Raw genomic sequence first — 26101 nt, forward strand, 5'->3', positions numbered from 1 at the left:
GAGAATAATGATGGCACGTAACGTCCGGAAGGTGAAGGTTTCACCGCGAAAGGTAAACAGCGACCAGCAAAAAGCAACAGAAAACGTTATTCTTGTTGCATTCCCTTTTCAGGAGCACAACGATGAAAATCGCCGTATACAGTACTAAACACTATGACCAGAAGTACCTTGAACAGGTCAACCAACAGTATGGTTTCGAACTGGTCTTTTTTGATTTTTTACTCAGCGAAAGCACGGCGAAGACGGCGGTAGACTGCGATGCGGTATGTATCTTTGTGAATGATGACGGCAGCCGCCCGGTGCTCGAAGAGCTGGCGGGGCTGGGCGTCCGCTACATTGCCCTGCGCTGTGCGGGATTTAACAATGTCGATCTCGACGCGGCAGCCGAGCTGGGGCTTCAGGTCGTCCGCGTGCCTGCCTACTCCCCGGAGGCCGTTGCCGAGCATGCGGTGGGGCTGATGATGACGCTGAACCGCCGGATTCATCGCGCTTACCAGCGCACCCGCGACGCCAATTTTTCGCTGGACGGCCTGACCGGTTTTAACATGCATAACAAAACGGCCGGTATCATTGGCACCGGCAAAATCGGCATCGCCACGCTGCGCATATTAAAAGGGTTCGGAATGCGTTTACTGGCGTTTGATCCTTATCCCAGCGAGCAGGCTTTAGCGCTCGGCGCGGAGTATGTCGATCTGAAAACCCTGTTTGCCGAGTCGCACGTCATCAGTCTGCACTGTCCACTGACGGCGGAGAACCATCATTTACTCAACGCACAGGCTTTTTCGCAGATGCGTGACGGCGTCATGATCATTAATACCAGTCGGGGCGGATTAATTGATTCTCAGGCTGCGATTGATGCGTTGAAGCAGCAAAAAATAGGCGCGCTGGGCATGGACGTTTATGAAAACGAGCGGGATCTGTTCTTTGAAGACAAATCTAATGATGTGATTCAGGATGATGTATTCCGCCGCCTGTCAGCCTGTCATAACGTGCTGTTTACCGGTCATCAGGCGTTTCTCACCGCCGAAGCCCTGACGGCGATATCAGACACCACGCTGGAAAACCTCAGCCAGCTAAACCGCGGCGAAACCTGTCAAAATCGGGTTACCGCCTGACGTATCCGGCCGGTGTTATCCGGCCTGAACCCGTTAGCGTGCGCAGTTACCGCCGATTAGCGCTTGTTCGCTGCAGCGGCGGCCGTTAACTAACTGGCACATCCCGATGCGCGATCCGTCCAGCTGACTTGAGAACGCCAGTGTCCCTCCTGCATTGGCACAGTTTGCCTCTGCCATTGACGACATCACCACGTGTGGCTGAACATGGGCGGCAGTAGCTTGTTGTGGTGGCTCGTTGTCATCGCTGTTACTACTGCAGGCAGACAGTATCAACGCGGCACCAGCCAGCAGAAAAGTAGCGGCTTTCATCAATCAGACTCCGGGAAGGTGAGTTAAAGGCTTAGCAAGAATATGTCAGCCCTGACGCGGGGTCGATAGAAGAAACAGCTTTTTACAAAAAACCTCACAGCTAATTGCAAGCAGAATTATCCTGTTATCACACTGTCACGTAACTGCACTTATCTGAACATGATGATTACCGGAGAAAAACAATGTTAATGGATATGCTGATTCGTATCGCGCTGGCCGGCATTTTAGGCGGGCTGATTGGCCTGGAACGCCAGATGCGTGCCAAAGAAGCCGGGTTACGTACCCATATCCTGGTCGGTATCGGCAGCGCCATGTTTATGCTGGTTTCGAAATACGGTTTTGCCGACATGCTGATGAAAGATCATGTGGCGCTCGATCCCAGCCGCGTTGCGGCGCAGGTGGTAAGCGGCATGGGCTTTCTGGGTGCCGGCACCATCCTGATTCAAAAGCAGGTGGTAAAAGGCCTGACCACGGCGGCCGGACTCTGGGTTACCGCCGCTATCGGGCTGGTGATCGGGAGCGGTATGTATGAGATTGGGATTTACGGCACGGTGCTGGCACTGGTGGTGCTGGAGGTGTTCCGCCGCCTGAGCCATTTATTAATTGGTAAACATCATACGCTGATTGTTTACCTCAAAGCCAAGAGCGTGCCGCTGGTGTTACTGGTGATGCAACGTGAAGGCATCCGCTACGGCAATATTTCGGTGATTAACCGGGATGAAGAAAGCGGCCAGTGTGAATTAAGCGTGCAGGTTACCTTATCGCGCAAATCCAGCGATGCGCACCTGTATGACAAAATCATGGAAGTCAAAGGCGTGCAGTCGCTGGAAATGATGTGATCAGGGCCTGAATAAACGGGACGCTATGGGAATAAAGATGCCCTGCCGGGCGAATGATGAACCGCGCCAGCATCGAAAATGACAGAGGCCTGACAGACCTCTGGATGGTGGCCTGACCTTTGCAGGCAGAATAGCCAGGTCTTCCTGTTTATCGTTATCGCCAGACAGGGCTAACGGACCTGTCGTGGCTGAATCGTTAGCCTTGAACTTTCTGCTGCACGCAGAAATTGATATTGGAAATTGAACGCGTAATCCGTACCATACGCGGCATACTTTTGTCCGCTGGTTTTTACTGCCGGCGACAAGCCGTCATAGAGAGCCAATCAAAGGGGCGCGGCAGTGCGTAAAAGGTTTGTGCGCATTGACCCACGGGGCCAGGGCCGGGTTAACCCGCACACTGACTCTGTGAACTTCCCTTTTGATGACTGAGAAACCGCGTAATGCAACAAAATCAAGAAACGAGCAAGAAAGAGCAGTACAACCTCAACAAGCTTCAGAAGCGTTTACGCCGTAACGTTGGCGAGGCTATCGCCGATTTTAATATGATTGAGGAAGGCGACCGCATTATGGTTTGCCTGTCAGGCGGCAAAGACAGCTATACCATGCTGGAAATCCTGCGTAGCCTGCAAAAAAGCGCGCCGGTGTCATTCAGCCTGGTGGCGGTGAATCTTGACCAGAAACAGCCGGGATTCCCGGGACACATTCTGCCTGAATATCTTGATGCTCAGGGTGTTGAGTACAAAATCGTTGAAGAAGACACCTACTCAATCGTTAAAGATAAAATTCCCGAAGGTAAAACGACCTGCTCTCTGTGCTCACGTCTGCGTCGGGGAATTTTGTATCGCACCGCTACGGAGCTGGGCTGTACGAAAATCGCCCTTGGCCACCATCGTGATGATATTCTGCAAACGTTGTTTTTGAATATGTTTTACGGTGGCAAGATGAAAGGCATGCCGCCCAAGCTGATGAGTGACGATGGTAAACACATCGTGATCCGTCCTCTGGCTTACTGCCGCGAGAAAGATATTATTCGTTTCTCAGAAGCCCGTCAGTTTCCGATTATCCCGTGCAACCTGTGTGGTTCTCAGCCGAATCTGCAACGTCAGGTCGTCGCAGACATGTTGCGCGACTGGGATAAACGTTATCCTGGCCGTATTGAAACCATGTTCAGCGCCATGCAAAACGTCGTGCCCTCTCACATGGCAGATATCAAACTCTTTGATTTTAAAGGTATTCAACACGGTGATGCCGTGGTCGATGGCGGCGATCTGGCCTTTGATCGCGAAACGCTGCCGGTCACACCGGTTGGCTGGCGCGCCGAGGAAGAAGAAACGCCTGACCTCAGCGAACGTCTTAACGTGCTGGAAATTAAGTAACGCTTATCTGTTCGATGAAAGTAAAGGGCACGCATTAACTCGCGTGCCCTTTTTTTATACGTTGCGGTGAGGGGGCGGATCCATTACCGGCGGAAACTCCGGTTCCGGTGGCGGATCGGGCTGCGGCTGCGGAATGGGGGGCGGATCCGTTGGAATGGGCTCGCTGTTGTGAATCGCCATCATGCCGTTCTCCTCTTATGCGAATGGATTTTAAGCTTAGGAAAGAATTGACATCTCAGCCAGCGGGCAAAAAAAAAGCCGGCTAGTTAGCCGGCGTATTTCGAATTAAATATGCTATGCAATAATTCAAAAAAGGAAGTAAGACAATATGGAGCGCAACGCCCATCGCTTGACGTTGCATTCACCTGCGAGAGAGATTTTGCGCGGTTTGCGTCTGGAAGATATTGACGTCGATCAGCTTTAGTCCTGTTAATGGAATTTTCCTGACTGACGCCCTGCTCCTCTCCCATGCCTTACAGCCAGCGTCGCTTGCGCAGATAACCAGCCACGCCTAACGCCAGTACCACGAGTAAAAGACAAAAGACGCTAAAGCCATAGCGCCATGCGCCGCCGGGGATCCCGCCCAGATTGACGCCAAACAGGCCAGTCAAAAAGGTCGCTGGCAGAAAGATCATGGCCATAAGCGACATCGTGTAGGTTCGGCGGTTCATGGATTCCGCCATGACCGAGGCCACTTCGTCTGCCAGCACGGCGGTTCTGGCTACGCCGGCGTCCAGATCGTCCAGGCCGCGGCCCAGTCTGTCAGCAATTTCCTGCATACGGCGGCGCTCGCTGTCGTCCATCCACGGCAATTTTTCACTCGCCAGGCGCGAGAAGACATCGCGCTGCGGTGCCATATAACGGCGCATTACGATCAGCTGTTTGCGTAACAGTCCCAGCTCACCTCGCGGCGGAATACGTTGATCAAGTAAGGCATCTTCCAGCTCAATGATTTTATCGTGTAGGTCTTCGATAAATTCGCTGGTGTGCCCGGTTAAGGCATCGCAGACTTCAACCAGCCAGCTGCCACAGTTCACCGGACCGTTGCCGTTTTCGAGATCGGTCAGCACTTCATCCACGGCAAACACTTTGCGTCGGCGCGTGGAGACAATGAGCTGATCGTTAATGAACACCCGCATTGCCACCAGCTGGTCAGGACGTGCATCGCTGTTATGGTTGACGCTGCGCAGGACAATCATAAAACCGTCCCCCAGCCGGGAAACACGGGGACGCATGCTTTCACCAGCCAGCGCATCGCGCACGGCATCCGGAATTTGAGGCGTAGACTGCAGCCATTCGGCGCTGCGAGGATGGGTATAATTAAGATGCAACCAGCAGGGATGCTCGTCGTGCAGCACCTGCGTTTCATCAATGGGGATCATGCCACCCTTGCCATCCAACTGGCAGGAAATAATGGCATCTGTCACCTGAAGCGCTTTTCCTTTTACACCGTCCACACCGTTACCCCGCTATCAAAATCAATACGATACAGTCTAGCGTGGCGCTGTTGAGTTGCAATCCTGAGCCTGTGTACAAAGATGTCAAAAGACGGCCTGATGTCAGGCCGCTGTGACTTAGTGTTTCTCAATCCACAATTCCCGGCTGTAGGCAACGTCTTCGGGGTTAGTAATCGGGTAACCTTTGACCCACGGCTTAATGAGCCGGCCATTGGTGTACTGATAAAGGGGCGCGATTGGGACCTGGTCAGCGATAATCTGCTCTGCCCGGTTATAATCCGCATTGCGCGCCTTATCGCTGGTTTCCATACTTGCCTTGGCAATGACGGCATCGTATTCGGCATTACTGAAGCGCGGAATGTTGCTGCTGTTGCCTGAGGTGAGCAGATTCAGGAACGTCGAGGGTTCGTTGTAATCCCCTACCCAGGAGGCGCGGATAACGTCAAAGTTGCCACTGTTTCGGCTGTCTATATAGGTTTTCCACTCCTGGTTTTCCAGTTTCACATCCACACCAAGGTTTTTCTTCCACATCGACGCCACCGCAATCGCGATTTTCTGATGGCTTTCAGAAGTGTTGTACAGCAACGTCAGCTTCAACGGCTTAGCGGGGCTGTAACCTGCGGCTGCCAACAGGGCTCTGGCCTGCGCATCCATCTCTTTTTGATTGTGCTGTTGCTGTAGGGCGGGCAGCGGTGTGAACCCGGCCGTGACGTCAGGGGTAAAATGCCATGCCGGTTTTTCCCCTGTGCCCAGGACTTTTTCGGCGATAACGGCGCGATCGATACTCCACGACAGCGCCTTGCGCACGCGTACGTCGGCCGTTGGCCCTTTCTGGGTATTAAACGCGTAATAGTAGGTGCCGAGCTGATCCGGCGTATAAACCTGGCCGGGCAGCGTTTTCTTCAGCAACGCATACATGTTTTTGGGGAAAGATTCGGTGATATCCACATCGTTAGCGCGGTAGCGCTTAGTTGCGCTCGATTCTTCGTTGATGGGCACAAAGGTCACTTTGGTTAAAACGGAGTGGGCGTTGTCCCAGTAATGGGGATTGCGCACCAGAACGATTTTTTCATTCACGACGCGTTGGCTGAGTTGATAAGCCCCATTGCCCACCAGTTTGCCCGGCTGGGTCCAGTCTGCACCTGCGTTTTCAACCACGCCCTGCGGTACTGGATAGAACGCGACGTTAGAGAGCATCGCAGGAAACCAGGGAACCGGACGGGTCAGCGTAATCTTCAGGCGATTCTTGTCCAGGGCGGTGACGCCCAGCTTATCCGGTGTCATTTCGCCTTTGGTAATCGCGCCCGCGTTGCTCATGCCGCTCAGTGCGATAAAGGAGGCCTGGGGCGATGAGGTTTTAGGATCGACAACGCGCTGCCAGCTGTACACAAAATCCTGCGCGGTCACCGGTTTGCCATCAGACCAACGGGCATTATTACGTAAAGTAAGTATCCAGACCTTATTGTCACTGCTGCTCCAGCTCTGCGCGACACCGGGCACAATTTTGCTGTGGGCATCCTGACTGGTCAGCCCTTCATACAAATCGCGCATCACCTGGATTTCAGGCAGGCCCACGGCTTTGGCCGGATCGAGGGAAGCGGGTTCATCTTTGATATGGCGGACAATCTCTTGTTTCGCGGCGAGCTGTGCACCGGCAGGAACCTCGGCGGCCAACGCGGGCACAAACGCGTTAAGCAGGCTCAGGGCCGTTAGCGTTAATGAAAAGCGGATTACCATTATCACCCCTTTGCAATAAAGACGCGCTGGATCAGCGCATTACTGACTCAGCCTGTTAACGGCCACTTTATCGCAAATTGCTGATTGATAAATAGCTATTTTCCCCGACCGGCTTTTCCGCTACTTTTAAATAAACTCAGGAGAACGTCACTATGTCATCCATTCATCCGCGACCGCTGCGCGGCAAACTGGCTATTTCCTGGCAGCAGTATGGCCGCTCTGTTCTGGGCGCCCCGCTACTCTGGTTTCCCGCCGTGCAGGCGGACGGCGACAGTGGCCTGATTCTGGCCGGCACTCACGGTGATGAAAACGCGGCGATAGCCGCCCTTTCCGCTGCGCTGCGGACCTTGCCGAAGGCACAGCGTCGGCATCATGTGGTGTTGGCGATGAACCCCGACGGCTGTCAGCTGGGCCTGCGTGCCAATGCGAATGGCGTGGATCTGAACCGAAACTTTCCGGCCGCCAACTGGCAGTCGGGCGAAACGGTTTACCGCTGGAACAGCGCGGCAGACGCGCGGGACGTTAAGCTGTCAACGGGGACACATCCGGCATCGGAGCCGGAAACCCAGGCGCTGTGCGCGCTCATTCATCAGCTTAAACCGGCCTGGGTCGTCTCGTGGCACGAGCCTCTGGCCTGCATTGATGACCCCGAACAGACAGACGTTGGCGCCTGGCTGGCGGCGCAGACCCAATTACCGCGGGTGAGCAGCGTGGGCTATGCCACGCCGGGCTCCTTTGGCAGTTGGTGCCACGACCTGAGTCTGCCCTGCGTCACTGCCGAGATGCCGGCTATCTCGGTGGACGAAGCCACAGAAACGTATCTGGAGACGATGCTTACTCTGCTGCGCTGGCAGCCGTCATTAACGCCCCGTCATGTACCTTAAGCGCCGGTTCAACATCCACGGCCAGCCACGTTGCGCCATCAAGATCGGCAAAACGCACCAGCGGCACCAGCGGCAGCGCCGCGCGAATCGCTCTTGAGGTACAGATCATACAGCCGGACATCAGCGTAAAGCCCTGCTGCAGCGCAGCATGTGCCAGGGCAAGCGCTTCAGTGAGTCCACCCGCTTTATCAAGCTTGATATTCACCATCTCATAGCGTCCACGGAGGGCAGGCAAACTTTCCCGCGTGTGGCAGCTTTCATCGGCGCAGATCGGAAGAGGATGGATAAAGTTCGCCAGCGCCGCGTCTTCACCTGCCGGTAACGGCTGTTCCAGCATGGCCACGTCCAGATCGGCTAACAGCTGGCAACGGGCTGCCAGCCCTTCGGCATGCCAGGATTCATTCGCATCCACAAGTAATGTCGCGTCGGGAACAGCAGCGCGAATCGCCATCAGGCGCTCGGTAATAAAGTTATTGTCCATTTTGATTTTGAGCAGGGTTGCGCCATGTTGCCACAACGCCTGCGCGCTGCTGGCCATCGCTTCCGGCGTATCGATGCTCACCGTGTGTGCAGTCACAACAGACTGGGTCGGTTCCGCGCCCACTAACTGCTCCAGCGTCACATGCTGCTGGCGAGCGGCAAGGTCCCAGAGAGCACTGTCGATGGCGTTTCTTGCCGCACCGGCAGGCAACAGGCTCTGCAAGGCTTCACGCGACAGCCCTTGCTGTAGTTGAGGCATAACGGTCGCAATTTGTTCCAGCACCAGGGCTTCGCTTTCGCCGTAGCGCGTGTAAGGCGTGGCCTCGCCGATCCCTTTCACGCCCTCTTCTTCGATTTCGACGACAACGACCTTGGCTTCGGTGCGACTGCCACGAGCAATGACAAACGGCGTATGCAGCGGCCATGCTTCGGGATAACATTTTACCGTTCTCATTACCTCTCCTTTTCTCTGGGATTCATCATCGCCATTTAACTTTAGGCAACAAATGCTCTCGTAAACCCTTAAAATTTATGTCATAAACAATGGCTATACCTGTACTGACGCTTTCTTTTCTGTCAGATAACATCATTAGAAGGAATTCTTATGTCTCAGACTGTTCACTTTCAGGGCAACCCTGTAGCGGTTGCAGGTCAGTTCCCGCAGCCGGGCGATAGCGTTAACGCTTTTACCCTCGTGGCGAAAAACCTGTCTAACGTTTCACTCTCTGAGTATGCAGGAAAACGCAAGATTCTGAATATTTTTCCCAGCGTCGATACCGGCGTGTGCGCCTCTTCGGTGCGCAAGTTTAACCAGTTAGCGGGCGAACTGAATAACACGGTGGTGTTATGTATTTCCGCCGACCTGCCCTTTGCTCAATCGCGTTTTTGTGGCGCAGACAACCTCAACAACGTGGTTACGCTGTCAACGCTGCGCGGCGGGGAATTCAAAAAAGATTTTGGCGTGGAAATTGCTGATGGTGCCCTTCAGGGTCTGACGGCCCGTGCCGTTATCGTACTGGATGAGCATGACAAAGTGCTTTACAGCCAGCTGGTGAATGAGATCACCACTGAACCCGATTATGATGCCGCACTCGCTGCGCTGAAATAATGGCCACAGCGGATAAGCCAGACTTATCCGCTGCGTTTTATTCGTTGTCGCCGCGCTTCTGCCCCAGACCGTACTCTCGCAGTTTATTGGCAATGGCGGTATGGGAAACCCCCAGTCGTTTTGCCAGTTTGCGCGTGCTCGGATAAGACAAATATAACCGCGTCAAAATAGATCGTTCAAAGCGGCTGGTGATCTGATCCAGCGTGCCTTCCATAGCTTCTTCTCCCAGTGACACATCCAGCGCCTGTTCCGGCAAGACGATATCCTGCGGCCGTAACTCATGGCCTTCCAACTGGGTTAATGCACGATACAAGGCATTTTTTAGCTGCCGCACGTTTCCGGGCCAGTTATAGCGCATCAGAAAAGCATTCAGCTGTGAGGAAAGACGCGGCCGTGGAATGCCCTGTTCATCGGCGAAACGCGCCACGAACATTTCCGTTAGCGGCATAATGTCCTGAACGCGCTCGCGCAGCGGCGGCAGATTCAGCGTAAGCACATTCAGGCGATAGAAAAGGTCTTCCCTGAACTCGCCGCGCTGAACCAGCTCAAACAGGTTCTTCTGGGTGGCGCAGATCACGCGGACATTCACGTGTACCTCATGCTCCTCACCGACGCGGCGGAAAGTGCCATCGTTCAGAAAACGCAGCAGCTTCGTCTGCATGGTGGGTGACATCTCGCCAATTTCATCCAGCAGCACCGAGCCACCGTTTGCCTGTTCGAAAAAGCCTTTTTTGCCCTCCAGCGCATTGGGATAGGCCCCGGCTGCGTGACCAAAAAGCTCACTTTCCGCTACGTCATCCGGCAGCGATGCACAGTTAAGCGCCAGAAAGGGCATCTTTCCGCGTGCGCTGCGTAAATGACAGGCCCGCGCCAGCATGTCTTTGCCCGTGCCGGTGTCGCCGATAATCAGCAGCGGTGCATCGTGCATCGCGAGCTTGCGCGCCTGTTCCACGACCTGCCGCATCCTGGGCGTAACGGCGACAATATGATCGAACTCGGTTTCATCGGTCACCACCAGGTTCTGCAGTTGTCGCCCCATACGGGCAGTAGACTTCAGCATCACCATTGCGCCGACGAGCTGGTCGGCCTGGTCGTTGTCCTCTGACAGGTAAATCGGGTGTGCTTCCATCAGGAAGTCGCGCCCTTCTATCACCACATGTTGCGCCTGCGCCTGAACGCGTTCGCTCTCCAGCCAGCGCGCAAAATTAAAACCGTTAATCAGGTGGTCGGCGGTAAAATTGCGGATCTTGTTTTCATCAAGATTAAACAGGTTTTGCGCCGCCGGGTTCGCCAGCTCAACCTTCGTTCTCAAATCAACCGAAAATACCGGCTCTGGCATGGCAACCAGCAAGGCGCTGAGTACCCGATGTTCACGTTCAGACGGCATATAGGGGACCGTGCGGACATCGGTGACGCCGGGTGTACGACGGATTTCCGCCATCAGATTACTGAACTGTTCGAATTCAAGCGTGGAGAAATTGAGATAGATACGGCCTGAGGCGGCGACTTCAATGCCGCGGAGATCGATACTGCGCGCCACCAACAGGTCGAGCAATTCACGCGCCAGTCCGATACGGTCCTGACAAAACACTTCTAAACGCATTGCGTGGGCCTTAATCCGTTTGATATGTCGCGATAATACGCTAAACAGCCCGTCCGCAGAAAGGGGGCTGTCAGGAAAAGTTGACAGTGTTAACGCAAGCGCGTTTTTTTTAAACGTCCGTCGCGCGCAGCGCGCCATAATACCTTGAGTTTTCGACGTCTTTCGCAGTTAATCTTCCCAGTATCCCGGAACGGTCCCCCGCAGATTTGGCGCGCTAAACAGGGGACGTTAAATAACGGCCCCCATCTAAAGTCAGTTTTGTGGATGTTTATTCCCGCCCTTTTGTAGCGCGTCTTTCAACTGCCCTAACAGCTCCCGGCGGTAATCGCCGAGACGAGGTTTATCATTTTCCAGCCAGGGTAAAGGCCGACACAGTTCCATCGCTTTGATACCCAGCCGGGCGGTGAGCAGCCCCGCACCAATGCCCTGCGCGGCACGCGTCGACAGGCGGGCCGCGATGTCCTGCGACATCCAGTCCATTCCGACCTCGCGCACCAGCTCTGAGGCCCCGGCAAACGCCATGTTAAGCAGCACCAGTCGGAACAGGCGCAGTCGACTAAAATAGCCCAGCTCAATACCGTAAATGGCCGCAATGCGGTTGACCAGCCGCAGGTTACGCCAGGCGATAAAGGCCATATCGACCAGTGCCAACGGGCTGACGGCGATCATCAGCGCCGATTCGGCAGCATGGCGGCTGATTTCCCGCCGGGCCTGGCGATCAAGAACCGGCTGCACCAGTTGGGCATAGAGCCGGACCGTTTCACCATCATTGTGGGTTTCGTGAAGCGAGGCATGCCAGCGTTGCAGCGCTGGATGAGCCTGATCCAGTTCGGCCTGACGCGCCAGTTTTTCACAAAAAGCCCGCCCCTGGCCCACGCCGTGGCTGTTGAGCAGTTCCCGGCCCCGATCGCGCTCTTCCGCACGCTGCCGCAGTTGATATAAGCGGCGCCATTCCTGGGTCAGCGCGCCCACACCGGCCAGAACAATCAGTCCGCCGGCGACGCCGCTGCCCAGCGCAAACCAGTCCTGCGCCAGCCAGGCATTGTGGCTCCACTGCACGCCCTGCGCCACAACACTGACGCCAAACAGCGCCAGGCCTGCGCCCACCATTTTGCGCCACAGGCTGCGTTTAGGTTTCAGCGCAGCCTCGACGGCTCTTTCCCCTGCGCTTTCTTCTTCAACCGTCGCGTCGCTGTCTTGCACAGCCAAAAAAGCGGCCTGGGCATCGTCTTCAAACGTTTGAGCAGGCCGCAGCACACTTTCGGGCTTATCCTCCAGCGGGTGGGCAAAATCGATACGCGGTTTTAACGGATCGCTCATCGCAATTTATCTCCCAGTAAAAATTCCAGCGCCGCATCCATGCGGATATGCGGCAGTGGGCGATCGATATCCAGCTGCTGTGGGCGAAACTGCTCAAACTGAAAGCCTTGCTGCTGCCAGAACGCGCGGCCCGGTAGCCGGGGCGGAACGTCACCCGGATAAACGGTTAATGCCTCGCCATCCTGCAGGCGATGACCGCGAAGTGCCGGGATTTTTTCGCCACGGTGATCGACCAGCCCGCTTTGTGTGGCCTGAACCGAGGCCAGGCCAATACAGTCCATGCTGATGCCTTCGAACGCGGCGTTTTGCCAGGCGTCCTGCACAAGCTGCTGCAGCAAAGAGACCATATTGCCGTGCTGGTCGCTGGTGATGTGATCGGCTTTGGTCGCGGCAAATAACAGCTTATCGATGACGGGTGAAAACAGTCGTCGGAACAGCGTACGCTGCCCATAATGAAAGCTCTGCATCAGTTGCGTTAATGCCAGCCGCATATCATTAAACGCCTGCGGCCCGCTGTTGAGCGGTTGCAGGCAGTCCACCAGCACGATCTGGCGATCAAAGCGCAGAAAATGATTTTTATAGAAGTCTTTTACGACATGCTGGCAGTAGTAATTGAATCGCTGCTGCAGCATGGCAAAGTTACTGCCTTTATCGGCCTGCGCCAGCTTCGCCGCCTGAGCTTCATCGTCAGCTGGCCAGGGAAAAAACTGTAGCGCTGGCGCACCGGCCATATCGCCAGGCAGAACAAAACGTCCCGGCTGAATGAAGTGCAGCCCTTCCGCTTTACACCGATGCAGGTAGTCAGTCCAGGCCGCAGCGATGTCGGCCAGGCGGTTCTCATCCGCCGGAGCAAAAGGATCAAGCGTTTGACTCAGTGCACGCCATGGCGCGGCCCAGTTGGCGCGATCGCCCTGTAATAAGCCGTTCATCTGCCGCGACCAGGTCAGATAATCCTGTGCCAGCATAGGCAGATCGAGCAGCCACTCACCCGGGTAATCGACGATTTCAAGATAGAGCGTGGCGGTGTCTTTGAGATGGCGGAGTAACGAATCGCTGGGGCGATAACGCAGTGCCAGGCGCATTTCACTCACGCCTCGCGTCGGGGTTGGCCAGGCGGGCGGTGTGTTGTAAAGCTGCGCCAGCCCCTCATCGTAGGTAAAACGCGCCGTGCCCATGTCCCGCTGGGGGACGCGTTTCACGCCCAGCAGGCGCTCATCGCGCACCACGGAAAACAGCGGCAGCCGGGCACCGCTGTGAACAGACAGGAGCTGGTTAACCAGCGAGGTAATGAAGGCCGTTTTACCACTGCGGCTTAATCCGGTTACCGCCAGACGAAGATGGCGATCGACGCCGCGGTTCATCAATGCCAGCAATTCAGTTTGCAGTCTTTTCATCTTTCTCCTTGATGAAGCGTGATGCCACAGTGTTCATCACGCGTTTCAGCAGTGGCTCAAGCGCCAGTCCTAACAGAATACGCAACGGACGACGCGCCACCGATTTCACCGCCCAGCCGGTCACGCCCGCAGGACCATAAGTTATCGCATTGATAATGATAAATTTAGCGGCGGACTTCAACGCAGGTGTTGCACGATGACGAAAAGCCGCAGTGCGTGAAACAGTCATCACTTCCTCCAAACGGTTCACAAACGGGCCAGACACTGGCCCGCTGCAGAACAACGATTAAATCTGACGGAAACGACTGCGCACGCTGAAGGTTTCAGAGGTGACGTAACGTTCAATATCCCGAACATTACGCTCATCCTGTTGCAGTGTCGTTTCCAGTTGGTCCAGCAGTTCACCGGCGCTGGGCGCGTATTCCCCGTTATCCACGTCGGCCGGTTTAACGTCCAGCACAAAACCCAACACGAAATAGGCGATCACGGTAAACACAAACAGACCAAAGAACAGTGACAAGACGACGATGATGCGAAGCAGTCGTACCGGAACGTCAAGGTATTCGGCTAAACCGGCACACACGCCCATCAGCTTCCCTTCGTCAGGCTTACGCCATAACTTGCGGCCTTTCATCATGGCTGCCTCCAGTTAGGATGTTCAGCATCGAGGATGGCTTCAAGCGCTTCAATGCGCTCCCGCATGCGCTGGGCATCTTTGGTTACCTGTTGCAGGCGCTGCATCTGACTCTGCGACAGATCGGTGCCCCCGTTGCGTTTGTTACTGTAGTGTAGCCATAGCCAGACGGGTGCCACAAACAGCACAAATATCGTTAATGGAATGGCTAAAAATAATGCGCTCATTGACTCTCCTTAATCCTGTCCAGCAGAAAGCGGCGTCTTATTCGCTGCGGTTCATTTTGGCTTTCAGCGCGTTCAGTTGCTGACTGATTTCGTCATCCGCTTTCAGATCGGTAAACTGCTGATCCAGGGTTTTCGGTTTGCCAAAACCGTGGCTCTCTGCTTCTGCTTCCATGTGATCGATGCGACGCTCAAAGGATTCAAAACGCGCCATCGCTTCATCAATTTTACCGCCGTCCAGCTGACGGCGGACATCGCGTGAAGACGATGCCGCCTGGTGGCGCAGCGTAAGAGCCTGCTGGCGTGCGCGGGTTTCGCTCAGCTTTTTCTCCAGCTCGGTGATTTCGCCTTTCATGCGAGCCAGCGTCTCTTCAACCTGGTCAACTTCCTGTTTCAGGGTGGCGATCAGATCGGTGAGTTTCTGCTTTTCGATCAGCGCGGAGCGGGCCAGATCCTCTTTGTCTTTACGCAGAGCCAGTTCAGCCTTGTCCTGCCATTCGGCCTGCTGAAGCTCTGCCTGCTCAATCCGCCGTGCCAGCTGTTTCTTCTCTGCCAGGGCGCGCGCAGAGGTGGAGCGGACTTCAACCAGCGTATCTTCCATTTCCTGAATCATCAGGCGCACCAGCTTCTGCGGATCTTCTGCACGCTCCAGCAGGGAATTAATGTTGGCATTAACGATGTCAGCGAAACGCGAAAAAATACCCATAATGATGTTCCTCTTGATTGTCATAGTTTCAACTTGCTGAACGGATTAATTCAAGATGCGTGCCAACTTTTATCTTATTGATTTTTATTGTATTGCTGGCTTTGCAGTTTCTTTTATCTGTTCTAAGATAGTTAAATTGATTAATCAGTGGCGAAATTCATCATGTCTCCTAACAACGATAACCTGCTGGGCGAATCGAACAACTTTCTGGAAGTGCTGGAGCAGGTATCGAAACTCGCACCGCTGGAAAAACCGGTTTTGGTCGTGGGCGAACGCGGTACCGGTAAAGAGCTGATCGCCAGTCGTCTGCACTATCTGTCCGATCGCTGGCAGGGCCCTTTTATCTCGCTCAACTGTGGCGCGCTGAATGAAAACCTGCTGGATTCGGAGCTGTTTGGACATGAGGCAGGCGCCTTTACCGGCGCGCAAAAGCGTCACCTGGGCCGTTTTGAACGGGCAGACGGCGGCACGCTGTTCCTTGATGAGCTGGCAACCGCCCCGATGCTGGTTCAGGAAAAACTCCTGCGGGTTATTGAATACGGTCAGCTTGAACGCGTAGGCGGGAATCACGTTTTTCAGGTGAATGTGCGCCTGATTTGCGCCACCAATGAAGACCTGCCCGCGCTGGCCGCCGCCGGGAAGTTTCGTGCCGATCTGCTCGATCGTCTGGCGTTCGATGTGGTTCAACTGCCGCCGCTCCGCGAGCGCCGTAGCGATATTCTGGTGATGGCGGACCATTTCGCCATCCAGATGTGCCGGGAGTTGACCTTGCCCCTGTTTCCCGGTTTTACTCAGCAGGCTCAGCAAACCTTACTGGAACACCCGTGGCCGGGTAACGTGCGTGAGCTAAAAAACGTCGTTGAGCGGTCGGTCTATCGCCATAACACCAGCGATGAACCTCTGGATAACATCATTATCAACCCGTTTGAACGACGCACCGCCCCCGAAGATGCCCCGCCGCCTGCCCTGGTGCCGGATGCGGCATCGGCCCTGCCTTCTTTACCGCTTGACCTGCGTCAGTGGCAGAATCAGCAGGAGCACGATGTGGTAGAAATCAGCTTACAACAGGCGAAGTACAATCAACGTCGTGCCGCCAGCTTACTGGGTGTGACCTACCACCAGCTCAGAGCGATGATGAAAAAGCACGGGATTCAGGCGCGAGACGGACAAGCATAAAGGATCTGGCCGGTTCCGATACGTGGCAAGGCATTGTTTTTCTGCGGCATTTTCCGCGGGCGATTCTTTGATACGACTGAGACAAGAGAGTGAGTCAGAAAGCGGGCGGGAGCCTAAAAAAGGGCCCGCCGAAGCGGGCAACTGGAAGCAATGTGAGCAATGTCGTGCTCTTCTTCGGTAGAGCCACCGTCGAAGCGCAGCTGAATAATAATCATTCCTGTTCGCATCTGTAAAGCCTTATTGAGAACTTTTCTCATTTCCACATCAACGCTATGCCTTTATTTTTCACGCAACTCCGCGTGCTTACGCGTCATTTGCGTCTCTGCGTAAATAGACCATGTCACGTAACTGTACGCCCTCTTCGATAATCGGTTTGTCATCATTGTCCGTGAAAAAATCCTTGATCCAGTGTGACTCGCGAAACCGCTTGTATGATAAAAACGGAGTATGCCTGGCACGTCCCCGGTGTCGACGTACATCGTCTTTCACGCTTTTAAAAACGTCTCTGCAAGATAAGCCAGCATCGCGCGTCCATAGCCTTTACCCTGATCTGCCGGGCAGGTCGCCATATTTTTAAGCTCGCATTCCGTCTCGTTTAAACGCGTCACCACGGCAATGCACTTCACTCCGTTATCCCACAGCCTGAACATGCGTCCGCTGGCAAGATAGCGGTCAATCATATCTTCCTGTTCATCGGCCAACAGCAATAGCGGCAGGTAGATTTTTTTATTTTCCGTCACTTCATCGATAGTCATGAGTGCTTTCCTCCTGTGCCATCGACACAAACAGGTTCTGCCTGGGTAAAAACTGATCGCGATCGGCAGCGGCAGCCAATCCCACTTTTACGCTGGTGCGCGCGCAAAGAGCTGGCAATCGCTGATGCGTATTTGGGGCCAGGCCCGCTTTGCGATACACTCTGCCTAATGCCTGAGAATCGTTGAGTTCTATGTTAAAACTAATTCCTTCGCTGTTACTGAGTCTCAGCGTGTTGAGCGCGCCTGTGTGGTCTGCGCCGACGCTGGCGGGTGATATCCGTCAAAGCGGATTCGTCTATTGCGTTAACGGCACGCTGAATACCTTCAATCCGCAGATGGCCAGCAGTGGTTTAACGGTGGATACGCTGGCTGCGCAGCTGTACGACCGCCTGTTAGATGTGGATCCTTACACCTACCGGTTGAAGTCCGATCTGGCTGCCAGTTGGGACGTGCGTGATAACGGTGCCACTTACCGTTTTCACCTGCGTCATGGGGTGCAGTTCCAGCACACCGCAACCTTTAAACCCACCCGCGCCATGAATGCGGATGACGTGGTATTCAGCTTTGCCCGCATGTTCGATCGCAAACATCCCTGGCATAACGTCAACGGTGGCTATTACCCCTATTTCGACAGCCTGCAGTTCGCCGATTCCGTTCAGAGCATTAAAAAAATCGATAACGATACCGTCGAATTCCGTCTGAATAGTCCGGACGCCTCTTTTCTCTGGCACCTGGCGACGCACTACGCGCCCGTTTTGTCGAAAGAGTATGCTGACAGCCTGGATAAAGTGGGCCGCCAGGAAGAGCTGGATCGTTTACCTGTCGGCACCGGTCCTTTCCAGTTGAGTGAATACCGCAGCGGGCAATATATTCGTCTGGCGCGTAACCCGCATTACTGGAAAGGCGTGCCGCGCCTGCAGCAGGTGGTTATCGACCTCGGAGCCGGCGGAACAGGCCGTTTATCGAAGCTGCTTACGGGCGAATGCGACGTGCTCGCCTATCCTGCCGCCAGCCAAATATCCATTCTGCGTGACGATCCCCGACTGCGCATGACGCTGCGGCCCGGGATGAACATCGCCTATTTAGCATTTAATACCCGAAAACCGCCGCTCGACAGGCCGGAAGTCCGTCACGCACTGGCGCTGGCGATGAATAATGAGCGTCTGATGGAATCTATCTATTACGGCACTGCCGAGACGGCTGCATCCATACTGCCTCGCGCGTCCTGGGCTTACGATACCGATGCCAGCATTACCCCTTACGATCCCAAAAAGGCCAAAGAAGCGCTGGAAGCCGCTGGCGTCCACGATCTTCATCTGCGCCTGGTCGTGCCCGCGGCCTCGCAGTCCTGGAACCCTGCGCCGCTGAAAACGGCAGAGCTTATCCAGGCTGACCTTGCGCAAATTGGCGTACAGGTCACCATCGTGCCGGTTGAGGGGCGTTTTCAGGAGGCGCAGCTGATGGCAATGAACCACGATCTGACGCTGGCGGGCTGGGCAACTGACAGTAACGATCCCGACAGCTTCTTTCGTCCGCTGCTCAGCTGCGCCGCCATCAGTTCGCAGACCAACTATGCTCACTGGTGTTCACCCACGTTTGACGACACGCTGAAAAATGCCCTGTTGTCACAGCAGCTGTCGGGGCGTATTGAAAATTATGATAAAGCCCAGCAGATTCTGGCGCGCGAGCTGCCCGTTCTGCCGCTGGCTTCATCTTTGCGTCTGCAAGCCTATCGGCATGATATTAAAGGTCTGGTTTTGAGTCCGTTTGGCAATGCGTCATTTGCCGGCGTGTATCGTGATGAGCGAGAGGAACGTTAAGTGGTCATCTATATCCTGCGTCGCCTGGTATTGCTGGTGATTACCTTGTTTTTTCTTTCGCTGGTGAGCTTCAGCCTGAGCTATTTCACCCCTAACGCGCCGCTGGAAGGCGCATCGCTGTTCGATGCTTGGTGGTTCTGGTTTAAAGGCATGCTGCAGCTGGACTTTGGGGTTTCCAGCACCAATGGCCAGGAAATTGGCGTACAGCTGCGTGAGGTGTTTCCCGCTACGATGGAGCTGTGCCTGATGGCCTTTAGCTTAGCGCTGATCGTCGGGATTCCGCTGGGCATTTGCGCCGGTGCGATGCGGCATAAATGGCAGGATAAACTGATCAGCGCTCTCGCCCTGTTAGGGTTCTCGATTCCTGTGTTCTGGCTTGCCCTGCTATTTACGCTGTTTTTTTCGTTGACGCTGGGCTGGCTGCCGGTTTCCGGCCGCTACGATTTGCTCTATCCGGTCCAGAACATTACCGGCTTTGCCTTGATCGATGCCTGGCTCAGCCCCTCGCCGTGGCGGCATGAAATGATGATTAGCGTGCTGATGCATCTGATTTTGCCGGTGACCGTTCTGGCCATGGCGCCAACGACCGAGATCGTGCGTTTATTGCGTATCAGCACCATCGATGTCGTGGATAAAAGCTATGTGAAGGCGGCCGCCACCCGTGGGTTATCCCGTTTTACCGTGATTCGCCGCCACGTTCTGCATAATGCCCTTCCGCCCGTCATTCCACGCCTGGGTCTGCAGTTTTCCAGCATGTTAACGCTGGCGATGATCACGGAAATGGTCTTCAACTGGCCCGGCCTGGGGCGCTGGCTGATTAACGCTATCCGCCAGCAGGATTATGCGGCGATATCGGCCGGTGTGATGGTGACCGGCGGCGTGGTGATTGTGGTGAATGTGCTATCGGACATTGTCGGTGCGGCGCTGAATCCGCTGAAACATAAGGAATGGTATGCCCTACGATAACATCTACGCCGAAAAACGCCTGCCGAGCGCATTTCGTCAGAGCTGGCACCATTTTTATAGCGACATGCCTGCGATGATAGGTCTGTACGGCTTTGGCGCACTGCTGCTGCTCTGTCTGTTTGGGCATTTCCTGGCACCTTATCCCATCGACCAGCAGTTTTTGGGCTACCAGCTGTTACCGCCCTCCTGGTCACGCTACGGTGAAGTGTCGTTCTTCCTTGGAACAGACGATTTAGGGCGTGATTTACTCAGCCGTCTGCTCAATGGCGTGGCCCCGACAGTGGGTTCAGCCATTGTCGTTACGCTGTTTGCCACTTTCTGGGCACTGGTACTCGGTATCGTGGCGGGCATGACGCACGGCGTGCGCTCTGCCGTGCTGAATCACGTGCTGGACACGTTACTGTCAATTCCTTCTCTCCTGCTGGCCATCATCGTGGTGGCCTTTCTCGGCCCACGCCTTGAACATGCGTTGCTGGCGGTCTGGCTGGCGCTGATGCCAAGGCTGGTGCGGGAAATTTACAGCGCCGTTCATGATGAACTGGAAAAAGAGTATGTGGTGGCGGCGCGTCTCGATGGGGCGACCAGCATTAATATTATGTGGCATGCGATTCTCCCTAACGTGTTACCGATGCTGATCAGCGAAATTACGCGTGCGCTCTCCATGGCCATTCTTGATATTGCCGCCCTGGGATTTCTCGACCTTGGCGCGCAGTTGCCCTCACCGGAATGGGGCGCGATGCTGGGCGATTCCCTGGAGCTGGTCTACGTGGCCCCCTGGACCGTGATGTTGCCCGGTGCGGCGCTTATGCTAAGCGTATTAGTGGTTAACCTGCTCGGTGATGGCATTCGTCGGGCCGTCGAGGCGGGAGTGGAATAATGCCGTTACTGGATATTCGTAATCTGACGATTGAATTTATGACCGCGGACGGGCCGGTTAAAGCGGTCGATCGCGTTAATTTGTCCCTCAGTGAAGGCGAAATTCGCGGTCTGGTCGGGGAGTCCGGTTCGGGTAAGAGCCTGGTGGCCAAGGCGATTTGCGGCGTGACTAACGACAACTGGCGCGTTACCGCAGACCGCATGGTCTTTGATGACGTTGATCTGCTGCGTCTGTCTGCCCGTGAGCGCCGCCGCATCGTGGGTCATAACGTATCGATGATTTTTCAGGAGCCGCAATCCTGTCTCGATCCCTCTGAAAGTGTCGGGCGTCAGCTGATGCAGGCGATTCCGCGCTGGACCTATAAAGGCCCGTGGATGAAGCGTTTTTGGTTCTGGCGTAAAACCCGGGCGATTGAACTGCTGCATCGGGTGGGCATTAAGGATCATAAAGACATCATGCGCAGCTTTCCCTATGAGTTAACCGAGGGCGAGTGCCAGAAAGTTATGATCGCCATCGCGTTGGCGAATCAGCCCCGCCTGCTGATTGCGGATGAGCCAACGAATGCGATGGAGCCTACAACCCAGGCGCAGATATTCCGCCTGCTGAGCCGTCTTAACCAGAACAACAACACCACCATTTTATTGATCAGCCACGATCTGCGCACGATGAGCCAGTGGGCTGACCGCATTAACGTCATGTACTGCGGCCAGACGGTCGAAACGGCGCAAAGCGAAGACCTGATGACGACCCCGCATCATCCCTATACTCAGGCTTTGATTCGCGCCATGCCTGATTTTGGTCGTCCGCTGCCGCACAAAAGCCGGCTGAACACCTTATCCGGCGCGATTCCGTCGCTGGAGAGCCTGCCGATTGGCTGTCGCCTGGGACCACGCTGTCCCTACGCGCAGCGTAAGTGCATTGAAACGCCGCGGCTGACGGGCACCCGCTCGCACCTGTACGCCTGCCACTTCCCGCTTAACGTTGAGGGCCAATAACATGGAAACGTTGCTGGAAGTCCGCAATCTCAGCAAAACCTTTCGCTACCGCACCGGCCTGTTTCGCCGCCAGCACGTTGAAGCCGTTAAATCCGTCAGCTTTACGCTGCGTGAAAAGCAGACCCTGGCGATTATCGGCGAGAACGGATCGGGTAAATCGACCCTGGCGAAAATGCTTAGCGGCACCGTTGCCCCCAGCGACGGGGAGATCATCATTGACGATCATCCGCTCAGCTTTGGTGATTACGGCTATCGTAGCCAACGCATTCGCATGATTTTTCAGGATCCGTCAACGTCGCTCAACCCGCGCCAGCGCGTGAGCCAGATTCTGGATCTGCCGCTGCGCCTGAATACCGGGCTGGATGCTGAGGAACGGGAAAAACGCATCATTGCAACGCTGCGTCAGGTGGGATTGCTGCGCGATCACGCGGGTTACTATCCCCACATGCTGGCACCGGGCCAAAAACAGCGCCTTGGGCTGGCACGGGCCTTGATCCTGCAGCCCAAAGTGATTGTGGCCGACGAGGCGCTGGCCTCTCTGGATATGACCATGCGCTCTCAACTGGTCAATCTGATGCTGGAACTCCAGGAAAAACACGGCATTGCTTATATTTATGTGACCCAGCATCTTGGCATGATGAAGCACATCAGCGATAAAGTACTCGTCATGCATCACGGTGAAGTGGTGGAACGCGGCGGAACGGCAGACGTGCTCGCCTCGCCGCTGCACGAGATGACCAAACGCCTGATCAACAGCCATTTTGGCGAGGCGCTGACCGCCGAAGCCTGGCGGCGTGAGCGTTGATTTTGCGGCATATTGTGGAAAACGCTGAGCGGTTTTCCTGATTTCAAGCAGACGTGCTAGAATCCGCACGTCGATTAACGTCGGTCGTCTATTATTTAAACAACACGACCGCCAACTACCATGACCATAAGGATTACAGCTATGGGTTTTCTTTCCGGTAAGCGCATTCTGATTACTGGTGTTGCCAGTAAACTTTCCATCGCCTACGGTATTGCACAGGCGATGCGCAAACAGGGCGCAGAACTGGCTTTCACCTACCAAAACGACAAACTGAAAGGTCGTGTGGAAGAGTTTGCCAAAGATTTGGGTTCTGACATTGTGCTGCCATGTGATGTTGCAGAAGATGAAAGCATCAAATCCCTGTTCGTTGAGCTGGCAAAAACCTGGCCGAAATTTGACGGTTTCGTGCACTCCATTGGCTTCGCCCCTGGCGACCAGCTGGATGGCGATTACGTCAATGCCGTAACCCGCGAAGGTTTCAAAATCGCACATGACATCAGCGCCTACAGCTTTGTTGCAATGGCAAAAGAGTGCCGTGCGATGCTGAACCCTAACTCCGCCCTGCTGACGCTGTCTTACCTGGGTGCAGAGCGCGCTATCCCTAACTACAACGTAATGGGCCTGGCGAAAGCGTCCCTTGAAGCAAACGTCCGTTACATGGCGAACGCGATGGGTCCTGAAGGCGTGCGTGTTAACGCCGTGTCTGCGGGTCCAATTCGTACCCTGGCGGCATCGGGCATCAAAGATTTCCGTAAGATGCTGGCCCACTGTGAAGCGGTCACCCCGATTCGTCGTACCGTCACCATTGAAGACGTAGGTAACTCTGCGGCCTTCCTGTGTTCCGACCTTGCGGGTGGGATCACCGGTGAAATCGTTCACGTTGACGGCGGTTTCAGCATCGCTGCGATGAATGAACTGGAACTGAAATAAGTTTCCTCACGGGCGAGCGTTGCTCGCCCTGCGCGCCCCCTGTCCGATCCCCGCGTTATTCCTTATCGCTATTAATTATCACCGATTGGTCTTTTGCCCTGACCTGCCCGTGGGCGACGATAAGTCAGCCCTGCGGCCTGCGACTGAATCACCGCATGCGCCGCATCAGATTTTGCAAAAGGACTGATGATGCAACAACGCCGCTATCCCGGCCAGGACCACTGGTTTTATGAAAGTCAGACCAGTCCGCGCAGCGTACAGGCTGCCCCGCTTTTTCCAGAAGCCGCCCATGTCGATGACCGGTTTTTGCTGGGGTTAGCACAGGACGCTTCTGTTATTCAGCCTTTACTTCAGGCCGACCAGCCCGCCATACAGATCGCCCATCACGTTGTTGACCAGCTGTTTCCCGACCAGATTGAAACCACACTGACCCATACGCTTACGCTGTATGACCGGCTAAGCACCGCCTTGACGGTGGCTCAGGTGGCAGGCATTCAACGTCTGTGTAACCACTATTCCGCCCGCCTCAATCCCCTGCCGGGTCCTGATTCCTCTCGTGAAAGCAACAATCGCCTGACGCAAATTACGCAATATGCGCGCCTGCTGGCGATGCAGCCCGCATTAATTACGGCGGAGAGCATCCGCGCGCTGCATGCGGTAGGGCTGAGCGAAGCCGATATCGTCACACTTAACCATCTGGTGGGCTTTGTCTGCTATCAGGCGCGCGTCATCGCCGGGATTCATGCTCTGCTGGAACGGCCGGTGCGCTGGATGCCGGGTATGTCACCGGCTCCTGACGCCGATGTGGCGACGTTTGCCCAGCCCTGCGCGTGGCAGCCTGTGCTGACGCCGCTGGAGCCGCGCTATGCCAGCGAGGCGCAACATGCCGCTGTCGCCGCGTGTCAGCATGCGCCGGTGCTTAAAGATACAGTCTGGCTGCTGGCTCACGCGCCTGCGCTGCTGCAAAGCTGGTTTGCCCTGCGTCAACAGCTGCAAGATGGCGCAAGCGCAAGCGTGGAGGCGACCGCCGCCCGGATACTGGGCAGCCGCTGGGTCTGGCAGCATGCTGCAGATGCAGATGCAGAGAAGCGAATGAGTCAGGCGGACGAGGCGAAAACCGACAGTGAGCAGCAGGCTGTCATTACACTAACCGCTCAGCTCACCCGCCAGCCAGAGCGCGTCAGTGCGCTCGATCTGCAACCGCTGGCGCAAGCTGGCTGGTCGCATGCCAGGCAGTTCAGCGTGATACAGGCTATCGCGCTGGCCAACTGGAACAGCCGTTTGTTTTATGCCTGCGGTGAAGCCAGCTAACTGGCAAGATAGCTTCGCGCTTCGTCATAAAAATGCTGTGCGAGCGGCGTGGCCCGGCCAGGCTCGGCGATCACCAGCGCGGCCTGACGCGCCATTTTTGGCATCGAAATAGTGCGCTTTTCCAGGCCGTGTAAGGATTCAGGCAGCAAATGGCCCCGTGGCGAGATCAGAACACCCAGACCGACCTGGGTACACTGCAACAGCTGCATGACAGAGGCGCTTTCAACCACCACGCGCGGCACCAGCGCAGCATCGCGAAACGTCATATCCAGATAGCGGCGAAAATAGCGGGTTGGCTCCGCCAGACACAGCGGCTGCTGCGCCAGCGTTGGCAGGTCAAGCGTTTCATGGGCGCATAACGGGGGGAAATGGGCGGGATGAAAAACCGCCTCAACGCCGCTATCCGCCAGCAGCGATGCCTGAAAATGCAGTTCCCGCAGCGTCGCCATTTCAAAAAAGCCAATGCCGACATCAACCGTGTGGCTGTTCAGCGCGTCCAGCAGTTGATCGGCACTTAACACGGCAATGCGGTAATCCAGCTGCGGATAGCGAGCCTGCACCGCTTTTAACAGCTCTGCCAACGAAACGCTGCACTGCGGGACCACACCGAGGCGAAGCGTACCGTTCACGCCGTGTTTTAACGACTCGACCTCCAGCTTCAGCCCCTGATAAACCGAAACGATTTCCCGTGCCCATGCCAGCACCCTGTCGCCCTCCGGCGTGAAACCGGCAAAGTTGTTACTGCGGTTGATCAACGACAGGCCCAGTTCACGCTCCAGGTTTTTTAACCGCATCGATAAGGTTGGCTGGCTGACAAAGCTGGCTTCGGCGGCACGACCAAAATGGCGTTCGCGTTCGAGATTACAGAGATAGATGAGTTGCTTGATATCGATTTTCTTTTACCCGCCGTCACACCGTTCTAATGAACACCTATTATGTGCCGATGGGTTAACAGATTGCCAGTCGGAGATAGCATTGTGGTAAAGAGATCGCGGGCGCTTGCGGTTTCGTGCATGCGGCGTAGTGTGGAAGCGCTATTAAGACGGCGGTACATCAGACAATCAAGTGGAGAACGCCCCATGTGGGCAATAGATTGGGGTTATTGTTGATCTTAACATTGCATTATTTGTAATTTTTATTGGTGTTTCCCTGGTATTGCGACACTCACTTCGTGGGATACGGCCAGGCGTGATCAATCCCTGTGGAAGACAGGACGCCGGTAGCCAGTAAATAAATCACCACCAACGCAAAGAATATAATTGCTGATATTTCAAAGATTT

Annotated in this window: 27 protein-coding genes; 13 read left to right on the forward strand and 14 right to left on the reverse strand. The window is 55.3% G+C overall.

Going from position 1 to position 26101, the window contains the following annotated elements; genetic code table 11:
- Positions 1-122: 122 nt before the first annotated feature.
- Positions 123-1115, forward strand: coding sequence for a 2-hydroxyacid dehydrogenase (locus tag ACPXSQ_RS06705; RefSeq protein ID WP_015700235.1), 993 nt, complete (start codon positions 123-125; stop codon positions 1113-1115).
- A 33-nt stretch (positions 1116-1148) separates the two neighbouring features.
- Here ACPXSQ_RS06705 and ACPXSQ_RS06710 read toward each other — a convergent pair whose 3' ends face one another.
- Entirely contained in the window at positions 1149-1424 is a 276-nt protein-coding gene (locus ACPXSQ_RS06710) for a putative hemolysin (protein WP_014605765.1), read from the reverse strand.
- 182 nt (positions 1425-1606) lie between these two features.
- Between ACPXSQ_RS06710 and ACPXSQ_RS06715 the strand changes: the two genes are divergently transcribed.
- Entirely contained in the window at positions 1607-2263 is a 657-nt protein-coding gene (locus tag ACPXSQ_RS06715) for an MgtC/SapB family protein (RefSeq protein WP_013025890.1), read from the forward strand.
- Positions 2264-2703: 440 nt separating this feature from the next.
- A complete protein-coding gene (gene ttcA / locus ACPXSQ_RS06720; protein ID WP_028715185.1) occupies positions 2704-3639 on the forward strand; it encodes a tRNA 2-thiocytidine(32) synthetase TtcA in 936 nt (311 codons plus the stop codon).
- Positions 3640-3693: 54 nt separating this feature from the next.
- On the opposite strand, the gene ACPXSQ_RS06725 is transcribed toward ttcA, so the two are convergent.
- From ACPXSQ_RS06725 to ACPXSQ_RS06735, 3 genes are all read right to left on the reverse strand, one after another.
- The gene (locus ACPXSQ_RS06725; protein ID WP_022623200.1) at positions 3694-3822 is read right to left on the reverse strand and encodes a hypothetical protein; all 129 of its coding nucleotides are present in this window, start codon (positions 3820-3822) and stop codon (positions 3694-3696) included.
- A 290-nt stretch (positions 3823-4112) separates the two neighbouring features.
- Positions 4113-5096 (reverse strand): zinc transporter ZntB, encoded by a 984-nt coding sequence (zntB, locus tag ACPXSQ_RS06730; RefSeq protein WP_013025892.1) that lies wholly within the window; start codon positions 5094-5096, stop codon positions 4113-4115.
- A 117-nt stretch (positions 5097-5213) separates the two neighbouring features.
- Complete coding sequence (locus ACPXSQ_RS06735; protein ID WP_028715186.1) at positions 5214-6833, reverse strand: peptide ABC transporter substrate-binding protein; 1620 nt, start codon at positions 6831-6833, stop codon at positions 5214-5216.
- Between the two features lie 152 nt (positions 6834-6985).
- Here ACPXSQ_RS06735 and mpaA point away from each other — a divergent pair, with 152 nt between their 5' ends.
- Positions 6986-7717: a murein tripeptide amidase MpaA gene (gene mpaA, locus ACPXSQ_RS06740; RefSeq protein ID WP_426143213.1), complete on the forward strand. Its 732-nt coding sequence runs from the start codon at positions 6986-6988 to the stop codon at positions 7715-7717.
- Here mpaA and ycjG read toward each other — a convergent pair.
- Positions 7668-8651 carry an L-Ala-D/L-Glu epimerase gene (ycjG, locus tag ACPXSQ_RS06745; RefSeq protein ID WP_013025895.1) on the reverse strand — a complete coding sequence of 328 codons (984 nt, stop codon included), beginning with the start codon at positions 8649-8651 and terminating at the stop codon, positions 7668-7670. The genes mpaA and ycjG overlap by 50 nt on opposite strands.
- A 150-nt stretch (positions 8652-8801) precedes the next feature.
- On the opposite strand from ycjG, the gene tpx reads away from it, so the two are divergent.
- The gene (gene tpx / locus ACPXSQ_RS06750; RefSeq protein WP_013025896.1) at positions 8802-9305 is read left to right on the forward strand and encodes a thiol peroxidase; all 504 of its coding nucleotides are present in this window, start codon (positions 8802-8804) and stop codon (positions 9303-9305) included.
- 37 nt (positions 9306-9342) lie between these two features.
- On the opposite strand, the gene tyrR is transcribed toward tpx, so the two are convergent.
- From tyrR to pspA, 7 genes are all read right to left on the reverse strand, one after another.
- Positions 9343-10908: a transcriptional regulator TyrR gene (gene tyrR, locus ACPXSQ_RS06755; RefSeq protein ID WP_024471800.1), complete on the reverse strand. Its 1566-nt coding sequence runs from the start codon at positions 10906-10908 to the stop codon at positions 9343-9345.
- A 252-nt stretch (positions 10909-11160) separates the two neighbouring features.
- Complete coding sequence (locus ACPXSQ_RS06760; protein ID WP_013025899.1) at positions 11161-12228, reverse strand: YcjF family protein; 1068 nt, start codon at positions 12226-12228, stop codon at positions 11161-11163.
- Entirely contained in the window at positions 12225-13622 is a 1398-nt protein-coding gene (locus ACPXSQ_RS06765) for a YcjX family protein (protein WP_013025900.1), read from the reverse strand. Before ACPXSQ_RS06765 ends, ACPXSQ_RS06760 begins: the two co-directional genes overlap by 4 nt.
- Complete coding sequence (pspD, locus tag ACPXSQ_RS06770) at positions 13603-13851, reverse strand: phage shock protein PspD (RefSeq protein WP_014605759.1); 249 nt, start codon at positions 13849-13851, stop codon at positions 13603-13605. Before pspD ends, ACPXSQ_RS06765 begins: the two co-directional genes overlap by 20 nt.
- A 57-nt stretch (positions 13852-13908) precedes the next feature.
- A complete protein-coding gene (pspC, locus tag ACPXSQ_RS06775; RefSeq protein ID WP_013025902.1) occupies positions 13909-14259 on the reverse strand; it encodes an envelope stress response membrane protein PspC in 351 nt (116 codons plus the stop codon).
- The gene (gene pspB / locus ACPXSQ_RS06780; RefSeq protein WP_013025903.1) at positions 14256-14483 is read right to left on the reverse strand and encodes an envelope stress response membrane protein PspB; all 228 of its coding nucleotides are present in this window, start codon (positions 14481-14483) and stop codon (positions 14256-14258) included. The genes pspC and pspB overlap by 4 nt, the downstream gene beginning before the upstream one ends.
- A gap of 37 nt (positions 14484-14520) precedes the next feature.
- Positions 14521-15186 (reverse strand): phage shock protein PspA, encoded by a 666-nt coding sequence (gene pspA / locus ACPXSQ_RS06785; RefSeq protein ID WP_014605758.1) that lies wholly within the window; start codon positions 15184-15186, stop codon positions 14521-14523.
- Positions 15187-15348: 162 nt separating this feature from the next.
- Here pspA and pspF point away from each other — a divergent pair, with 162 nt between their 5' ends.
- Entirely contained in the window at positions 15349-16362 is a 1014-nt protein-coding gene (gene pspF, locus ACPXSQ_RS06790) for a phage shock protein operon transcriptional activator (protein ID WP_426143219.1), read from the forward strand.
- Positions 16363-16847: 485 nt separating this feature from the next.
- Here the strand turns inward: pspF and ACPXSQ_RS06795 are convergent, their stop codons facing one another.
- Positions 16848-17117 (reverse strand): GNAT family N-acetyltransferase, encoded by a 270-nt coding sequence (locus ACPXSQ_RS06795; RefSeq protein WP_243408592.1) that lies wholly within the window; start codon positions 17115-17117, stop codon positions 16848-16850.
- Between the two features lie 191 nt (positions 17118-17308).
- Here ACPXSQ_RS06795 and sapA point away from each other — a divergent pair, with 191 nt between their 5' ends.
- The 7 genes from sapA (at position 17309) to ACPXSQ_RS06830 (ending at position 24821) form a co-directional block, all read left to right on the forward strand.
- Positions 17309-18937, forward strand: coding sequence for an ABC transporter substrate-binding protein SapA (sapA, locus tag ACPXSQ_RS06800; RefSeq protein WP_041457658.1), 1629 nt, complete (start codon positions 17309-17311; stop codon positions 18935-18937).
- Entirely contained in the window at positions 18938-19903 is a 966-nt protein-coding gene (gene sapB, locus ACPXSQ_RS06805; RefSeq protein ID WP_014605757.1) for a putrescine export ABC transporter permease SapB, read from the forward strand.
- Positions 19890-20780, forward strand: a complete 891-nt coding sequence (sapC, locus tag ACPXSQ_RS06810) for a putrescine export ABC transporter permease SapC (RefSeq protein WP_013025909.1) — start codon at positions 19890-19892, stop codon at positions 20778-20780. Before sapB ends, sapC begins: the two co-directional genes overlap by 14 nt.
- Positions 20780-21775 carry a putrescine export ABC transporter ATP-binding protein SapD gene (gene sapD, locus ACPXSQ_RS06815; protein ID WP_024471798.1) on the forward strand — a complete coding sequence of 332 codons (996 nt, stop codon included), beginning with the start codon at positions 20780-20782 and terminating at the stop codon, positions 21773-21775. The genes sapC and sapD overlap by 1 nt, the downstream gene beginning before the upstream one ends.
- A gap of 1 nt (position 21776) precedes the next feature.
- Positions 21777-22580: a putrescine export ABC transporter ATP-binding protein SapF gene (gene sapF / locus ACPXSQ_RS06820; protein ID WP_014605756.1), complete on the forward strand. Its 804-nt coding sequence runs from the start codon at positions 21777-21779 to the stop codon at positions 22578-22580.
- Positions 22581-22721: 141 nt separating this feature from the next.
- On the forward strand, positions 22722-23510 hold the full coding sequence (gene fabI / locus ACPXSQ_RS06825) for an enoyl-ACP reductase FabI (protein WP_014605755.1): 789 nt from the start codon (positions 22722-22724) through the stop codon (positions 23508-23510).
- Between the two features lie 189 nt (positions 23511-23699).
- On the forward strand, positions 23700-24821 hold the full coding sequence (locus ACPXSQ_RS06830) for a carboxymuconolactone decarboxylase family protein (RefSeq protein ID WP_041457660.1): 1122 nt from the start codon (positions 23700-23702) through the stop codon (positions 24819-24821).
- On the opposite strand, the gene ACPXSQ_RS06835 is transcribed toward ACPXSQ_RS06830, so the two are convergent.
- Positions 24818-25714 carry a LysR family transcriptional regulator gene (locus ACPXSQ_RS06835; RefSeq protein WP_033765953.1) on the reverse strand — a complete coding sequence of 299 codons (897 nt, stop codon included), beginning with the start codon at positions 25712-25714 and terminating at the stop codon, positions 24818-24820. The two genes, ACPXSQ_RS06830 and ACPXSQ_RS06835, sit on opposite strands and share 4 nt — an antisense overlap.
- Positions 25715-26101 lie beyond the last annotated feature (387 nt).

Origin of the sequence: Pantoea sp. EEL5, from assembly GCF_049892805.1 — a bacterium.
Classification (GTDB): Bacteria; Pseudomonadota; Gammaproteobacteria; order Enterobacterales; family Enterobacteriaceae; genus Pantoea; species Pantoea ananatis.

Excerpts from the sequence above, each read along its gene's own strand:
- pspA (WP_014605758.1), bottom strand. The coding sequence starts at position 15,186 with ATGGGTATTTTTTCGCGTTTCGCTGACATCGTTAATGCCAACATTAAT.
- sapD (WP_024471798.1), top strand. The coding sequence starts at position 20,780 with ATGCCGTTACTGGATATTCGTAATCTGACGATTGAATTTATGACCGCG.
- ACPXSQ_RS06765 (WP_013025900.1), bottom strand. The coding sequence starts at position 13,622 with ATGAAAAGACTGCAAACTGAATTGCTGGCATTGATGAACCGCGGCGTC.
- ACPXSQ_RS06735 (WP_028715186.1), bottom strand. The coding sequence starts at position 6,833 with ATGGTAATCCGCTTTTCATTAACGCTAACGGCCCTGAGCCTGCTTAAC.
- ACPXSQ_RS06705 (WP_015700235.1), top strand. The coding sequence starts at position 123 with ATGAAAATCGCCGTATACAGTACTAAACACTATGACCAGAAGTACCTT.
- ttcA (WP_028715185.1), top strand. The coding sequence starts at position 2,704 with ATGCAACAAAATCAAGAAACGAGCAAGAAAGAGCAGTACAACCTCAAC.
- pspC (WP_013025902.1), bottom strand. The coding sequence starts at position 14,259 with ATGATGAAAGGCCGCAAGTTATGGCGTAAGCCTGACGAAGGGAAGCTG.
- pspB (WP_013025903.1), bottom strand. The coding sequence starts at position 14,483 with ATGAGCGCATTATTTTTAGCCATTCCATTAACGATATTTGTGCTGTTT.
- tpx (WP_013025896.1), top strand. The coding sequence starts at position 8,802 with ATGTCTCAGACTGTTCACTTTCAGGGCAACCCTGTAGCGGTTGCAGGT.
- ACPXSQ_RS06760 (WP_013025899.1), bottom strand. The coding sequence starts at position 12,228 with ATGAGCGATCCGTTAAAACCGCGTATCGATTTTGCCCACCCGCTGGAG.
- ACPXSQ_RS06725 (WP_022623200.1), bottom strand. The coding sequence starts at position 3,822 with ATGATGGCGATTCACAACAGCGAGCCCATTCCAACGGATCCGCCCCCC.
- ACPXSQ_RS06710 (WP_014605765.1), bottom strand. The coding sequence starts at position 1,424 with ATGAAAGCCGCTACTTTTCTGCTGGCTGGTGCCGCGTTGATACTGTCT.
- ycjG (WP_013025895.1), bottom strand. The coding sequence starts at position 8,651 with ATGAGAACGGTAAAATGTTATCCCGAAGCATGGCCGCTGCATACGCCG.
- tyrR (WP_024471800.1), bottom strand. The coding sequence starts at position 10,908 with ATGCGTTTAGAAGTGTTTTGTCAGGACCGTATCGGACTGGCGCGTGAA.
- mpaA (WP_426143213.1), top strand. The coding sequence starts at position 6,986 with ATGTCATCCATTCATCCGCGACCGCTGCGCGGCAAACTGGCTATTTCC.
- ACPXSQ_RS06830 (WP_041457660.1), top strand. The coding sequence starts at position 23,700 with ATGCAACAACGCCGCTATCCCGGCCAGGACCACTGGTTTTATGAAAGT.
- sapF (WP_014605756.1), top strand. The coding sequence starts at position 21,777 with ATGGAAACGTTGCTGGAAGTCCGCAATCTCAGCAAAACCTTTCGCTAC.
- fabI (WP_014605755.1), top strand. The coding sequence starts at position 22,722 with ATGGGTTTTCTTTCCGGTAAGCGCATTCTGATTACTGGTGTTGCCAGT.
- pspF (WP_426143219.1), top strand. The coding sequence starts at position 15,349 with ATGTCTCCTAACAACGATAACCTGCTGGGCGAATCGAACAACTTTCTG.
- ACPXSQ_RS06795 (WP_243408592.1), bottom strand. The coding sequence starts at position 17,117 with ATGACTATCGATGAAGTGACGGAAAATAAAAAAATCTACCTGCCGCTA.
- ACPXSQ_RS06715 (WP_013025890.1), top strand. The coding sequence starts at position 1,607 with ATGTTAATGGATATGCTGATTCGTATCGCGCTGGCCGGCATTTTAGGC.
- pspD (WP_014605759.1), bottom strand. The coding sequence starts at position 13,851 with ATGACTGTTTCACGCACTGCGGCTTTTCGTCATCGTGCAACACCTGCG.
- sapC (WP_013025909.1), top strand. The coding sequence starts at position 19,890 with ATGCCCTACGATAACATCTACGCCGAAAAACGCCTGCCGAGCGCATTT.
- sapA (WP_041457658.1), top strand. The coding sequence starts at position 17,309 with ATGTTAAAACTAATTCCTTCGCTGTTACTGAGTCTCAGCGTGTTGAGC.